The organism is Riemerella anatipestifer ATCC 11845 = DSM 15868, assembly GCF_000252855.1.
In the GTDB taxonomy this organism is placed as follows: Bacteria; Bacteroidota; Bacteroidia; order Flavobacteriales; family Weeksellaceae; genus Riemerella; species Riemerella anatipestifera.
In genome coordinates this window covers 427,145-442,243 of record NC_017045.1, presented here as the reverse complement: position 1 = coordinate 442,243, position 15,099 = coordinate 427,145, and the positions used below count along the sequence as shown (strand labels likewise).

Sequence of the window (15,099 nt, the reverse complement as noted above, 5' to 3'; positions counted from 1 at the left end):
TTTTGTAACATTCTAATAAAAAAGTAAAAAATATGTCAACTTATGTGGTAGTAGGACTCCAATACGGAGACGAAGGCAAAGGTAAAATTACAGATGTACTTTCTGCAAAATCAGATTATGTGGTGCGTTTCCAAGGTGGGAACAATGCTGGGCATACTGTATATGTGGGTGAAGACAAGTTTGTTCTACATCTTTTGCCCTCTGGAGTATTACAATGCAAGGGTAAATGTGTGATAGCTAATGGTGTAGTGGTAGATCCTAAAGCGTTTATCTCCGAAATAAAACAAATAGAAGCTAAAGGGCTTAGTACAGACCACATCTTTATCAGTAGGAGAGCTCATGTTATTATGCCTTATCATATTCTTTTAGACACTTACAGGGAAGAAGAATTGGTAGGAGAAAAGCAAATCGGAACTACTAAGAAAGGTATAGGACCGTGCTACGAAGATAAGATTGCAAGAGTAGGAATAAGAATGATTGACCTACTAAACCCAGAAGTCTTAGCAGAAAAAATTAAAGTAAATCTTAAGGTTAAAAATTCACTATTTGAAAAGTATTTTAATAAACCTACTCTAGACTTTGACACGATTTATAATGAGTTTTTAGCTATTGGAGAACAGCTAAAAGACAGAATTGTAGATACAGAGCTAGAGATTAACGAGGCGATTAAAGACGGAAAAAATATCTTGTTTGAAGGGGCTCAAGCTTTAATGTTGGATATAGATTTTGGTACTTATCCTTATGTTACTTCGTCATCTCCATCTACAGGAGGGGTTTGTACAGGTGCGGGTGTGCCACCTACAGCTCTCAAAAATTTAATAGGTGTGGCTAAGGCTTATACCACAAGAGTAGGTAATGGACCCTTTCCTACTGAGTTAGATAATGATTTAGGCGAAAAAATTAGACAAATTGGTCATGAGTTTGGAGCAACCACAGGAAGACCTAGAAGAACAGGTTGGCTAGATTTGGTTTCGCTAAAGCACGCTTGTATGATTAACGGTATCAATAATTTAGTTATAACAAAACTAGATGTACTAACTAATATTGGAGAGCTAAAAGTAGCAACTAAATACAAAACAGAAGACGGAAAAATTATAGATTACTTCACCTCTTCTACTACCAAACTTTATGATTATGAGCCTATATATGAAACCCTAGAAGGTTGGACGGAAGACATTACCAAAGCTCGTTCTTATGATGAGTTACCCGTGAACGCTCAAAAATATATAGAATTTATAGAGAAATATTTAGGTATCAATGTTTATTTGGTGTCTGTAGGGCCAGAAAGAACTCAGAATATTATAAGAAAAGAATTATTTTAAAATAGACTTTATCATTCAGTATTATAAAAGTTAGTTGTGAAAATTCATAACTGACTTTTTTTGTAAAAAATAATACTTATATTATTTATATTTAAAATAAATTATAATTAAAGTAGTGGTAATAGAAATATTCTATAAACATAATTTATCATAAAATACTTCACGTAATATTTATTCTTTTTGTAAAAGAATTATAATAATTGTGATATGAGAAGGAGTAATGCTATTTTTACAGTACTTTTAGGAGTTATGTTAGTAAGCTGTACTGAACAAGTGGACAAAGGAAAAGCAGAGTATGTATTTGACACCTCTGGAATGTCTGATTTAATGAGAAGTGCTAATCAATACTTCAAACCAGTATCAATAACTGATAAAGGTGATTTCAGTGAGGATATGATTAATCTTGGTCAGAAGTTATATTTTGATAAAAGACTTTCTAAAAACGAAACTATTAGTTGTAACTCATGTCATAACTTAAGTACTTTTGGTGTAGATAACCTGCCAACTTCTCCTGGGGATACTAAGGTATTTGGAGGACGAAACTCTCCTACCGTGATTTATGCTTCGCTACACAGTCAGCAGTTTTGGGACGGAAGAGCTAAAGATGTAGAGGAACAAGCAGGAATGCCTATCTTAAATCCGATAGAACACAATATCCCATCTGAGAAATTCTTAGAAGACAGGTTAAGACAAATCCCTGAATATCAAGCTTTATTTAAAAAAGCATTTCCTAATGAAGCTCAGCCTGTTACTTATAAAAATTTAACTAAAGCGATTGGTAGTTTTGAGAGACAATTGTTGCCTGAAAGTAGATTTGATAAATATCTAAACGGAGACGAAAATGCATTAACACAAAAGGAAAAAGATGGTCTAAAAGCCTTTATAGATAATGCTTGTATAGCTTGTCATAACGGTCCTGCCGTAGGAGGTGGCTCTTTACAAAAGTTTGGGGTTTATGCAGATTATTGGAATTATACTAAGAGTAAGAAAGTAGATTTGGGAAGACAAGATGTAACTAAAGATGAGAAAGATAAATATTTATTTAAAGTACCAAGTCTTAGAAATGTTGAAAAAACTTATCCTTACTTCCACGATGGTTCTGTAGCTTCATTAGAAGAAGCCGTAAGAATTATGAGTAAAATACAAAACAATAAGGATATTAGTGATAAAGATGTTGAAAATATAGTTGCTTTCTTGAAGTCGTTAACGGCAGATATAGACAACAAGTATAAAACAGTAGCTAATAAATAAAGTATTTTGTAGTATATTTTAACTTAAAAACTCAAGGTTTTCTATATAGCCTTGAGTTTTTTTATGATATCAATCTTAGGTTTTTGGTGTCTCTATATTAAATTATTAACTTTGCAACCTCGTAATTTAGAATAAAATGATGCATTTATCAGAACAAGAAATTATCCGTAGAGAAAAGTTAGAAAAACTTTCTCAAATGGGCATAAATGCCTTTCCGGCAGACGAATATGCTATTACACATACCACACAATCTATAAAAGAAAATTTTCAAGAAGGAAGCAAGGTTAAAATCGCTGGTAGGCTAATGTCTAGAAGAATCCAGGGGAAAGCTTCTTTTGCCGAATTACAAGATAGCGAAGGCAGAATACAAGTGTATTTTAATAGAGATGAAATTTGTCCTGAGGAAGACAAAACCCTTTATAACGAAGTTTATAAGCATCTTTTAGACATTGGAGATATTATAGGCGTAGAGGGAGAATTGTTCAAAACTCAAGTAGGAGAAATGACGGTAATGGTTAAAAATTTCACTCTATTAACCAAAACTCTTCGTCCACTTCCTCAACCAAGAACTGATGAAAATGGTGTGGTACACGATGCTTTTAACGACCCTGAACTTCGTTATAGACAGCGCTACGTGGATCTTACAGTAAACCCACATGTTAAAGAAATTTTTGTAAAAAGAACGAAATTGTTTAACGCAATGCGTGGGTTCTTTAATGACGCTGGATATTTTGAGGTAGAAACGCCTATTTTACAGGCTATTCCAGGTGGAGCTTCAGCAAGACCATTCATTACACATCATAATGCCTTGGATATTCCACTATATATGAGAATTGCTAACGAGCTTTATCTTAAAAGACTTATCGTAGGCGGGTTTGATGGGGTGTATGAGTTCTCCAAAAACTTCCGTAACGAAGGTATGGACCGAACTCACAACCCTGAGTTTACAGCCATGGAGATTTATGTGGCGTACAAGGATTACAACTGGATGATGGATTTTACCGAAAGACTGTTGGAGCATTGTGCTACTGCGGTGAATGGGAAACCTGAATCTCAGTTTGGCGAACATACCATCAATTGGAAAGCCCCTTACCCAAGAATTTCCATGACGGACGCCATTCGGAAATTTACGGGGTTTGATATTACGGGAAAAACCGAAGAGGAACTTAGAACCTTTGCCAAATCCATCGGTATTGAAGTGGATGACACGATGGGGAAAGGCAAGCTCATTGATGAAATTTTCGGAGAGAAGTGCGAAGGTAACTTTATTCAGCCGACCTTCATTACTGACTACCCTATCGAAATGTCGCCGCTTACTAAAAAGCACAGAAGCAAAGAGGGCTTAACCGAAAGATTTGAGTTGATGGTTTGTGGAAAAGAAATTGCGAATGCTTACTCTGAGCTTAACGACCCTATTGACCAAAGAGAACGTTTTGAAGAGCAACTTAAACTTTCAGAAAAGGGTGATGACGAAGCGATGTTTATCGACCAAGATTTCCTAAGAGCTTTAGAATACGGTATGCCGCCTACGGCTGGTTTGGGTATCGGTATGGACAGGTTGGTGATGTTCTTAACGAATAATGCTTCTATTCAGGAGGTTTTATTCTTCCCTCAAATGAGACCAGAAAAGGCTCAGCCTAAAGTAGAGATTGGAGAAAATGAAGAAATTATCCTTGGTATTCTTAATAAAAACAACGGTAAAATGCTGATAGCTGACTTAAAAACTCAATCAGGCTTAAGTGGAAAGAAATGGGATAAGTCTTCTAAACTATTAGTTTCTAATAATTTAATTTCTCTAGTAACTGAAGGTGAGGATAAATATTTCCAAATAGTTTAAAAATAGAACTTTACCAAAGTATAAAATTAAAAGCAGGCTCAAAATTTATAGAGCCTGCTTTATTTTTTGAGTTACAATAATATTCTAAACGACAATGGTTTTGGTAAGTGTATAACCATTAGCAACATCTCCTTTGATGTCATCTAACATATTACCACTTAAACTATCGGAGAAGACATTATCACTCTCGTTTTGTGTATCAGCTACTCCTTTGTAGCCTGTTGTTGCATAAACAGTATCGCAAACACTCTTTGGGAAAGCTATCTGCGAAACTCTAATAGAACTTCCATTTGCATTAAGAATTTCCAAATGTATGTGTGGTGCACGCCCTTTGTACCAACCTGGGAAAATACTTATAAATGATACTTGTCCGTTTTTATCCGTAGTGCTTCTGCCCCTTAAAAAATTATTACTAGTATAATTTGCCTGTTGCATACCTCCACCTCCATACTGTGAGTAATTACCCTCGGCGTCGCAGTGCCAAATATCCACCAAAACACCAGCCATTGGTTGGCAATTATTACTTTGGTCTTGTACCGTTAAATTTATAAGGAGAGTAACACCTGAGCGGTCTCCTACAATATTTTCTCTAACTAATTGAGCAGGCGTCTTAATTGGGAACGGACCTGCTGTTTCACTTGGTGATAAACTACAGTTTCCTGTACTAGAATCAGTACTTGTTGTACTGCCTGATTCTCTATCTTTTGAGCAAGAGGTAATTATTGATGGTATTGCAACTATAGTCCCCAACCCTAATAAACCTTTCTGTAAAAATTTTTTCCTATCCATATATTATTCTTTACTTACAAAGAACAATATTCTTTACTTCAGAAAATAGTAAAATACAGACATTTTATAAAACATTTTGTTCTTTTCTAAACTGAAAAGGAGTAACACCATTATTTTTTTTTAAAAACCTTACAAAAATAAGATGGTTCTAAAAATCCTACTTCGTAAGCTATTTCTGAAATAGATAAATCACTATGCTTTAACAATCTTTTAGATTGCAGTAGCCTTCTATTCAATATTATAGTATTTAATGTAGTATTAGAAATAAGCTTTATCATACGACTTAATTGTCGGGTAGAAATATTAACTCTTTTGGCATAGTCTTCTAGAGATAAATCTTTATAGTAATTGGTTTCTACTAAGTCTAGAAATAATTTGTAACTACGAATTTGATTGTTAGTATAAATAAAATCATCGTTCGTATCAGATATAATATTTCTTTTAACTTCATTTAAAAATAAAAATAATAAGGCTTTTATATTTTCTAAACTTAGAGTTTGTTGATTGTATTCTGACAAAAGTAAGTGGGCATAAGTATATAATTCACTATGTTCAGCAATTGAAATAAGTGGTTGGTATCGAATATTATGCAAATACACAATTTCAAATAAAAGATTAGAAGGAATTAAACTGTTATTTATAAAGTCTTTTGTAAATAAAATCCTGTAACCTTTAAGCTCCTGACTAACATTTTTCTCTAAGTGATGTACTTGCTCTTCATTGATAATAAAGAGGTTATTGTTTTTAATATGAAATGTATTAAAATCTACATTATGTATGGCAGAGCCTTCTTTTAGTAAATAAATTTCATAGAATAGATGTTTATGTGGCGTTTTTATAGATTGAGGTGGTAAATAATCTAAATTTTCTAATCTATGGATAAGGAAATCTTTATGCTTTAGCTTTTGTCCTACGAAATCTTCTATACTATAAGCTGTAAACATTTAAAATAAATTATTATAAACAATAAACAAAGATACAAGTTTATTAAAATGTAAGAATTTAAATCAACTAAAAAGGATTAGCAAAATGCTAACCCTTTCTTAATTTAGTCTTTAGCTACAGGATAACGCTCTGTAAAACAACCGAAACAATGTTTATCCGAGCCCAAAATAGCTTTAAGATTTTCTAAGCTTAAAAACTCTAGAGTATCCACTCCTAAATAATTTCTCAGTTCTTCTAAACTCATATTGGCAGAGATTAAATCGTCTTTTGTGGGTGTATCTATTCCCAAATAACACGGTGCAATAATAGGCGGAGATACGCTTCTAAAGTGTATTTCTTTAACTCCAGCATCTTTTAAAATCTTCACCAATCGTTTGGAAGTTGTACCTCTTACAATAGAGTCATCTATAATTACTACTCGTTTTCCTTTAATTTCGGAAATAATAGGGTTGAGTTTTAGATTTACTATTCGCTCTCTCATCTCTTGTGTAGGCACGATAAAAGAGCGACCAATGTATCTATTTTTAATTAAAACAGGACGAAACGGAATGCCCGATGCTTTAGAAAACCCAATAGCGGCTGGTACTCCAGAATCAGGAACACCTATAACAATATCAGCCTCTACAGGAGCTTGTTCCCAAATTTTCTCCCCAGATTTTTCTCTAATTTCGTGTACATTTATCTGCTCCATCTCAGAGTCTGGTCGTGCAAAATAGATGTACTCGAAAGAGCAAATGTTTCTTTCACAGTCATTTTTAACCATATAAGATTTCAGCCCCTCTTCGTTTTCACCTGTATAGATGATTTCTCCAGGTTTAATATCTCTTACATAAGTAGCTCCCACAGCGTCTAAAGCACAACTTTCAGAAGCGACTACATAGGTATTACTTTCCTTCATCTCTCCTAATACCAACGGACGAATGCCGTTAAAATCTCTAAAGGCAAAGAATTTATTTCGGGTCATTCCCACCACGGAGTAAGCACCTTTTATCTTCTCCATAGTTACCTTTATCGCTCCACGAAGCCCTAAATCTAAGTTTTTTTGTATAAGTCTTAGGATAACTTCAGAATCGGAAGTTGCTCTAAAAACCACGCCCTCTGCTTCTAGCTCTTGCTTTAGTTCCATAGCGTTGGTTAGGTTACCATTATGAGCTATGGATAGGATAATTTGGTCGTACTCATTTTTAGCAAAAAACGGCTGATAGTTGTATTTTTTCTTATCTCCAGCTGTGGTATATCTGGTATGCCCTATTACGGCATTCCCCATAAAATCTTCGGGGTCTTTAATTTCTTTATAGACATCTAGAACAAGCCCTTCATCTTTAATATTGATGATTTTTCCGCTGTTACTTACAGAAATACCACAAGCCTCTTGACCTCTGTGCTGAAGAGCAAAAAGCCCAAATTGAGATAATGAAAAGGTATCCAAATTTTCTTCCGAATACAGTCCAAAAATACCGCATTCTTCTTGTGGAGCGTCTAAAGCCTCTTCTTGTTTCGTTCTCAACAGGTTTCTTCCATACGGACGATGTTGAAACTGCTTTAGATAAGTTTCCTTATGTTCAGTTAAGTTTTTCATTAGTTAATATATCCTAAATATGAGTTAGTTATGCTAACACTTTTTTTAGTCTTTCGTAAATTTCCTCGTATGCCTCTGTAACACCACCTAAATCCCTTCTAAAACGGTCTTTATCTAATTTTTTCATTGTATCTTTATCCCAAAGGCGGCAAGTGTCGGGAGAGATTTCATCAGCTAAAATGATTTGTCCGTCTGAAGTTTTGCCAAGTTCTATTTTAAAATCTACCAAGATGATATTCATTTTATCAAATAATTCAATTAGAATTTGGTTGATTCTACCTGTTAACGAATACATTTCGTCTAGTTCTTCTCTTGTAGCAGCTCCTAGAAATATAGCGTGATAATCGTTGATTAGTGGGTCTCCCAACTCATCTTTTTTATAGCAAATATCAAAAATAGTAATAGGAGATTTAATGCCTTCTTCCATACCTAAACGCTGTGCCATACTTCCCGCAGAGTAGTTTCTCACTACCATTTCCAACGGAATAATATCCACCTTTTTCACCAACTGCTCTCTGTCGTCTAGTTGTTTAATAAAATGGGTAGGAATTCCCTTCTCATTAAGATATTGAAAAATAAGCGTTGTAATGGCATTATTCATTTGCCCTTTCTTATCTACTTGTCCTTTTTTTTGAGCATTAAATGCCGTAGCATCATCTTTAAAACGAACAATCACCTCGTCTGCTTTATCTGTAGCGAATACCTGTTTCGCCTTACCTTCGTAAAGCATAGCTCCTTTCTGACTCATTTTTATACTTTTTATTTATTTTATTATTTTTCTAAAACATTCACTCATTTTTAATCTCTGAAATAAGAAACCCCGTTCTTAAATATATTATGATAGTTTGCCGTTGGGATATTCTTCATCAATCCTTCTGCATAGCGTTCAGGGTGTCCCATTCTACCGAATATCTTACCGCAAGGGCTGGTAATACCCTCAATTGCAAATAGAGAATTGTTAGGATTGTATGGCATACCGTGAGCAATAGCTCCGTCTAAATCTACATATTGTGTCGCAATTTGTCCATTCTTGTATAATTGAGTAATCACTTCTTCTGATGCCATAAATCGTCCCTCTCCGTGGGAAATTGGAATGGTATAAATCTCTCCTTTCATACCTTTAAGCCAAGGGCTATCCTCATTAACCACCTCCACATTTACCATTTGAGAAATATGTCTTCCGATGCTATTATGAGCTAAAGTAGGCGAATTTTGGTCTAAATCTCTAATCTCACCATAAGGTAATAGACCTGATTTTACCAATGCTTGGAAGCCATTACAGATACCGATAATCATACCATCTCTTTCCAAAAGTCGGTGTACAGCCTCACGCATTATATCATTCTTAAGCACATTTACGATGAATTTGGCAGAGCCATCTGGTTCGTCTCCGGCGGAAAAACCACCCGAAAAAGCCAAAATTTGGGATTGGTCTATCTCCTTAGCCCACGCTTTGATACTCTCTTGCAAAGCATTGTGGTTAAGATTAACCAGTGGCTTCATAGAAACCTCTGCTCCTTCTTTTCGGAAGGCATTAAGTGTTTCATATTCGCAATTAGTACCTGGGAAAACAGGCGTGAATACCTTTGGTTTGGTAATATGATGTTTTTTAATGATAATCGTTCTAGGTTCAATAGAATTGAGTTGGGTATCTAATTCTAGCTCTATTTTTTGTTTTTCCTTTGTTGGGAAAAGCGGTTCAAAAGTTTGACAATAGACTTTCTTCAAATCATCTATATCAAAACTATCATTGTTGATTACTAATTGTTTATCGTTGCTAACTTCACCTATCTTTTGTAGTAACTGGTGAGATAAAGGCTCTGTACTTTCAATAAGTAATCCTCCGATATTTTTTTCTAATAAAGCTGTATCATTAGCATTAACTATCGCTCCTAACCCATTTCCAAAAGCCATTTTGGCTAATCCCACAGCAAGACCACCTTCTTTTATGGTTTTTATAGAAACGATTTTTTTATCTTTAATTTGATTGAAAATATAGGTGTATATTTCCTTTAAATCATTATAATTAGGAAGTCCTTTAGCTTCTTCTGTTTCTTGAAATTGATGATAGAAATGATAAATTAAATTTCCTGCTTTTTTAAATTCAGGCGAAATGATATTTGATTTCTGACCATCTGCACACGCAAACGAAATAAGTGTAGGCGGTACATTGATGTCTTGATAAGTACCAGACATAGAGTCTTTTCCGCCAATAGCGGCTAACTCAAAGTTCATCTGAGCATGATAAGCTCCTAGCAACGAGGCTAATGGTTTCCCCCATTTATCTGGATTTTGCCCAAGTTTCTCAAAATATTCTTGGAAACTTAAACGAATTTTGCGGAAATCTCCACCCATCGCTACAATTTTAGCCACACTTTCCACTACGGCATTAGCCGCTCCCACCATTGAGTTTTGTTCCGAAATAGCGGCATCAAATCCCCAACTGGCTAAAGAAACGGTTTCTATATCCTTAGCCTCCATAATTGGTAAAGTTTGAACGCTTCCCTCCATTGGTGTTAATTGATGTTTTCCACCTAGAGGCATCGCTACCGTAGTTGCTCCCACGCTAGAGTCAAACATTTCCAACAACCCTTTTTGAGAAGACACATTTTTGTCAGCTAATAATTTTTTTAAGTTAGTTTCGTTAAATTCTAACCTTTCTGTATGTACTTCTTGAAGGTGATTAACCGCTACTTCTTGTTTTTTAGAACAGCCATTGGTATCCAAAAATGTACGGCTTAAATCCACAATCTTATCACCTTTCCAAAACATTTGCATTCTGCCAGAATCTGTAACTTTAGCAACTTCTACTGCTAGAATATTCTCCGCCTTACAAAAGTTGATGAATTTATCTTTATCGTTGGCATCTATTACCACTGCCATTCTCTCTTGAGATTCAGATATAGCTAATTCGGTTCCGTTAAGTCCTTCGTATTTTAAAGGAAGAACATCAAGATTGACTTCCAAACTTTCAGCTATTTCACCTATGGCCACCGAAACTCCTCCAGCACCAAAATCATTTGATTTTTTAATTAACTTTGTAACCTCTGGATTTCTGAAAAGCCTTTGTATTTTTCTCTCCTCTACAGCATTACCCTTTTGTACCTCGGTAGATAGTGTATGGATAGAAGTTTCGTCTTGCTCTTTGGAACTTCCAGTAGCACCTCCTACGCCGTCTCTACCCGTAGCACCTCCTAAAATAATGACTAAATCGCCTGCCTTAGGTTGCTCTCTTTTTACCCAATCTACAGGCACAGCTCCCACTACAAAACCAACTTCCATTCTCTTAGCACGATAGCCTTCGTGATAAATTTCGGAAACTTGTGTCGTCGCTAAACCAATCTGATTTCCGTAGGACGAATAGCCATTAGCCGCTTGTTTGGTAATTGTTCTTTGAGGCAGTTTACCTTTGAGCGTGTTTTCCATAGGCTCTAATACATCTGCCGCTCCCGAAAGACGCATCGCCTGATACACAAACGAACGCCCAGATAACGGGTCTCTGATAGCACCACCTAAACAAGTAGATGCTCCACCAAAAGGCTCTATTTCCGTAGGGTGATTGTGAGTTTCGTTTTTAAATAAAAGGTACCAAGGCTCTTTTTTACCATCAAATTCAGCATCTATTTTGATAGTACAAGCATTGATTTCGTCTGAAACCACAAGATTATCTAGTTTTCCCATTTTATGGAAATATTTAGCACAAATAGTAGCCAAATCCATTAACGAAACAGGTTTAGCTTCTCGTCCTAAAAACGCTCTTTTTTCTAAATAATCTTTAAAAATATGTTCTAAAGTAGCCTTAAACTGTCCCTCAAAACGAATGTCTTTAAGTTCTGTTTCAAAGGTGGTGTGTCGGCAATGGTCACTCCAATAAGTATCTAAAACTTTAAGCTCTGTTTCTGTTGGATTTCTCTGTTCTGACTTAAAATAATCTTGTATATAAGCTAAATCGTCTAAACCAAAGGCGAAGTTTTGCTCTGTATAGAACTCCTTTAGTTGTGATTCGTTTAAAGTGATAAAATCATTATAAACTACAACTTCTTTAGGCATTTCCTCTTTTGGGATTTCCAATTTAGAAAGGTCTTTCTCTTGCGACTCTACTCTATTGATGAGTAAATCTTTTACTTTTTGTAGTTCCTCTTTATTGATACCCTCTATTTCTACTAGCTTTCCGCTTCTTACTTTAGCTTGGGTATTTTCTGTTAGCAATACAATACATTGCTGCGCAGAATCTGCCCTTTGGTCATATTGACCTGGTAGAAACTCCATAGCAAAAGATGAACTCTTAGCAGGATTTTCATAGTGCAAAACATCGGTTACAGGGTCTGCAAATACATTATATACTACCTTATCAAAATCAGTATCATTAAGTCCAAAAACATCGTAGATGTTATAAACCTTCACCTGCTTAATATTAGGTAATATATTTTTTATTTCATCGAAAATTTTGGGACTTTCTACATCAAAAATCCCTCTTTTTTCTATGTAAATCCTTTTACTCATTATTAGATTTTTTAGATTTTCTTTTTTCAAAAATTAGAATGTTCCAAAAATACTCAATTTTTGACACTTTCTAAAAATATGAGAATAACTATTTTGCTTTTTTCTTAAAAAATACAACAAAAAAGCCGCTACTAGATCCCCTAGCAACAGCCTTTATGTTAATAACAAGTTCAAACCATTTTTAGTCTAAATCTTCGTCATCATATTTTTCTAATTCAGCATCGCACCACTTAAATGCAGCCTCTACAGCTTTAGTAGCTTCGTCCGCAATACTTTCCTCATCATCTCCTTCTAAATCATCTAGCCACTCTACTTCTTCCTCTTCCACATTAAGAATGAATCTAGGGTACTCGGTGTGAACTACGAATAAGTCTTCTGGAAACTCTGTGTTGTCCGCTAATAAAAATTTAGGTAATTTCATTGGTTTTAAAATTTTGATATTCTAACTTTAGAATCTTGTTTTGCAAAGATAAACAATTATTTCTGTTAATCTGAATTAAATTTTGTTAATTTTTAGAAAACATACGAGCTACTTTTTCAGCCTTTTTAGTTTCGGTATAATCGTAGAAACCTTCTCCCGACTTTACCCCCAATTTTCCTGCCATTACCATATTTACCAATAGTGGACACGGGGCGTACTTTGGATTTTTAAAGCCATCATACATAACATTAAGGATAGCTAAACAAACATCTAAACCTATAAAATCTGCTAATTGTAATGGTCCCATAGGATGAGCCATACCTAACTTCATCACGGTGTCTATTTCTTCTACTCCAGCTACATTATTGTATAAAGTTTCTATAGCTTCGTTTATCATTGGCATCAGGATTCTATTGGCTACAAACCCAGGATAATCATTAACTTCCACAGGGACTTTTGACAAGTCTTTTGATATTTTATAAACCACATCAAAAGTTTCTTTAGAAGTAGAATAACCTTTGATAATTTCTACTAATTTCATAATAGGAACAGGATTCATAAAATGCATTCCTATAACTTTATCAGGTCTTTGTGTTACCGCTGCAATCTGAGTGATGGATATAGATGATGTATTGGTTGCGAGAATGCAATGCTCCGGAGCTAAAGCATCTATTTGTTTAAAGATATTCAACTTCAGTTCTGTATTTTCAGTAGCGGCTTCTACAATCAAATCAGCACTTTTAACAGCATTTTCTAAGGAAGTGTTTTTGGTAATATTGTTTAGCGTTTCTTCTTTTTGAGCTTCGGTAAGATGTCCTTTAGAAATAATTCTATCTAAATTTTTAGAAATAGTATTAACACCTCTGTCTAGTGCTTCCTGCGAAATATCTACTAAATTGACTTTAAAACCATTTTGAGCAAAGGTATGGGCTATCCCATTGCCCATTGTTCCTGCCCCTATTACTACAATATTTTTCATTTGTATTTAATTATAAATTTTAATTACTAAAAATAATACAAATTCTTAATAAACACAAATAAAAAAGAGGGAGTAATTAAACTCCCTCTTTAATATTGATAACAAAAAAATTAAACATTTATTTTACTTGGTCTACAACAGCTTTGAATGCTTCAGGGTGGTTCATTGCAAGGTCTGCAAGAACTTTTCTGTTCAACTCGATGTTGTTCTTTTTAAGAGCTCCCATAAACTGAGAGTAAGACATTCCGTATTCTCTGCATCCTGCGTTAATACGCATAATCCAAAGGCTTCTGAAATTTCTTTTCTTCTCTTTTCTACCACGGTAGGCATATTGCATTGCCTTTTCCACGGCATTTTTAGCAACAGTCCAAACGTTTTTTCTCCTACCGAAAAAACCTTTAGCTTGTTTCATTACTTTTTTTCTGCGTGCTCTTGACGCTACAGAATTTACTGATCTTGGCATAATTTAATAATTTGTTTTTTTGAAATGGGCGAAGTTTTAAAACTTTCTTAGTGGCACCATTTCAGGGTTAAACTTGTTTGAATTTTTTGAATTCTTATAAACCGAATAACTGATTTATAAAAACTACTTGATAGCTAATTGCTTCAAAACGCTTTTCTCGTCAGATGAATGAACATAAGAAGTTTGCGTAAGATTTCTCTTTTGCTTAGTTTCCTTCTTAGTCAAAATGTGACTTTTGTAAGCATTTTTTCTTTTGATTTTACCAGTTCCGGTAAGAGCAAAACGCTTCTTAGCTCCTGATTTCGTTTTTAATTTTGGCATTTTTTTGCTTTTTTATTGTTTTGTTATCAATATATATTCTTATTTACACTTCTTTTCAAAATACTCAACAAAAGGCATAGGAGAGTCTTTAAATTTCAACTCTTTATTCTCAAATGCCTCCTCCATCTTAGGACATTTATCCTTGAAGAATTTTACAATTCTTTTTCCGTTACCTTTTTTAGTCAAATCTATTGTCGAAACGTTATGCGTTACATGATTTACCGCTACAAAAGTTACTGGTTCATCCGCCCACTGAAAGTAGTAATATGTGGAACTCTCTGCAGGATTTGTAATCACTTTCATTGATGCACCAGCACCTAATACCGAGGTTTTCATGTTGCTTTCAAACACTTGAGCATAAATCTTAACTTTACCAGTATAATATTTATAAACCCAAATATTTTTCTTTTTGTAAGGTACAGATATAAAATCTATATACTTGCCACCATCCTCTAAATAAGAAAGTTTTTTTACATCTTCTAAATTGATATCCTCTTTTTTTGCAGATTTTTCAAGACTGCTTTTAAACACGATTGAGTTCCTTGAAATTTCCTGAGGATGTTTCAAATAGCCTTTCTTTTTACTACCATCTTTATAGATAACTACTCCATCCATATATTGGGAAAAAAATGTACTACAAAAGCCTAATGATAACAAAAAAAGTAATCTATATCTAATCATAATAAATA

The 15,099-nt window shown here is 34.5% G+C and carries 13 protein-coding genes; 3 read left to right on the top strand and 10 right to left on the bottom strand.

The window, feature by feature from the left end; all coding sequences use genetic code 11:
* The first annotated feature begins 32 nt into the window (after positions 1-32).
* The 3 genes from RA0C_RS02210 (at position 33) to lysS (ending at position 4,410) form a co-directional block, all read left to right on the top strand.
* Positions 33-1,322, top strand: a complete 1,290-nt coding sequence (locus RA0C_RS02210) for an adenylosuccinate synthase (protein WP_004918963.1) — start codon at positions 33-35, stop codon at positions 1,320-1,322.
* 207 nt (positions 1,323-1,529) lie between these two features.
* A complete protein-coding gene (locus tag RA0C_RS02205; RefSeq protein ID WP_004918965.1) occupies positions 1,530-2,573 on the top strand; it encodes a cytochrome-c peroxidase in 1,044 nt (347 codons plus the stop codon).
* A gap of 139 nt (positions 2,574-2,712) precedes the next feature.
* The gene (gene lysS, locus RA0C_RS02200; protein WP_004918966.1) at positions 2,713-4,410 is read left to right on the top strand and encodes a lysine--tRNA ligase; all 1,698 of its coding nucleotides are present in this window, start codon (positions 2,713-2,715) and stop codon (positions 4,408-4,410) included.
* A gap of 84 nt (positions 4,411-4,494) precedes the next feature.
* Here the strand turns inward: lysS and RA0C_RS02195 are convergent, their stop codons facing one another.
* The 10 genes from RA0C_RS02195 to RA0C_RS02150 form a co-directional block, all read right to left on the bottom strand.
* Positions 4,495-5,199, bottom strand: coding sequence for a dioxygenase family protein (locus RA0C_RS02195; protein ID WP_004918967.1), 705 nt, complete (start codon positions 5,197-5,199; stop codon positions 4,495-4,497).
* Between the two features lie 110 nt (positions 5,200-5,309).
* Entirely contained in the window at positions 5,310-6,143 is an 834-nt protein-coding gene (locus RA0C_RS02190; RefSeq protein ID WP_004918968.1) for a helix-turn-helix transcriptional regulator, read from the bottom strand.
* Between the two features lie 104 nt (positions 6,144-6,247).
* On the bottom strand, positions 6,248-7,723 hold the full coding sequence (purF, locus tag RA0C_RS02185) for an amidophosphoribosyltransferase (RefSeq protein WP_004918969.1): 1,476 nt from the start codon (positions 7,721-7,723) through the stop codon (positions 6,248-6,250).
* 28 nt (positions 7,724-7,751) lie between these two features.
* The gene (gene purC / locus RA0C_RS02180) at positions 7,752-8,471 is read right to left on the bottom strand and encodes a phosphoribosylaminoimidazolesuccinocarboxamide synthase (RefSeq protein WP_004918970.1); all 720 of its coding nucleotides are present in this window, start codon (positions 8,469-8,471) and stop codon (positions 7,752-7,754) included.
* A gap of 50 nt (positions 8,472-8,521) precedes the next feature.
* Entirely contained in the window at positions 8,522-12,226 is a 3,705-nt protein-coding gene (locus tag RA0C_RS02175; protein WP_004918971.1) for a phosphoribosylformylglycinamidine synthase, read from the bottom strand.
* Between the two features lie 181 nt (positions 12,227-12,407).
* The gene (locus RA0C_RS02170) at positions 12,408-12,647 is read right to left on the bottom strand and encodes a hypothetical protein (RefSeq protein ID WP_004918972.1); all 240 of its coding nucleotides are present in this window, start codon (positions 12,645-12,647) and stop codon (positions 12,408-12,410) included.
* 85 nt (positions 12,648-12,732) lie between these two features.
* Positions 12,733-13,626 carry a 3-hydroxybutyryl-CoA dehydrogenase gene (locus RA0C_RS02165; RefSeq protein WP_013446744.1) on the bottom strand — a complete coding sequence of 298 codons (894 nt, stop codon included), beginning with the start codon at positions 13,624-13,626 and terminating at the stop codon, positions 12,733-12,735.
* Positions 13,627-13,744: 118 nt separating this feature from the next.
* Positions 13,745-14,089: a 50S ribosomal protein L20 gene (gene rplT, locus RA0C_RS02160; protein WP_004918977.1), complete on the bottom strand. Its 345-nt coding sequence runs from the start codon at positions 14,087-14,089 to the stop codon at positions 13,745-13,747.
* Between the two features lie 123 nt (positions 14,090-14,212).
* Entirely contained in the window at positions 14,213-14,410 is a 198-nt protein-coding gene (rpmI, locus tag RA0C_RS02155; RefSeq protein ID WP_004918979.1) for a 50S ribosomal protein L35, read from the bottom strand.
* A gap of 39 nt (positions 14,411-14,449) precedes the next feature.
* The gene (locus RA0C_RS02150; RefSeq protein WP_004918981.1) at positions 14,450-15,091 is read right to left on the bottom strand and encodes a hypothetical protein; all 642 of its coding nucleotides are present in this window, start codon (positions 15,089-15,091) and stop codon (positions 14,450-14,452) included.
* Between the last annotated feature and the right edge of the window lie 8 nt (positions 15,092-15,099).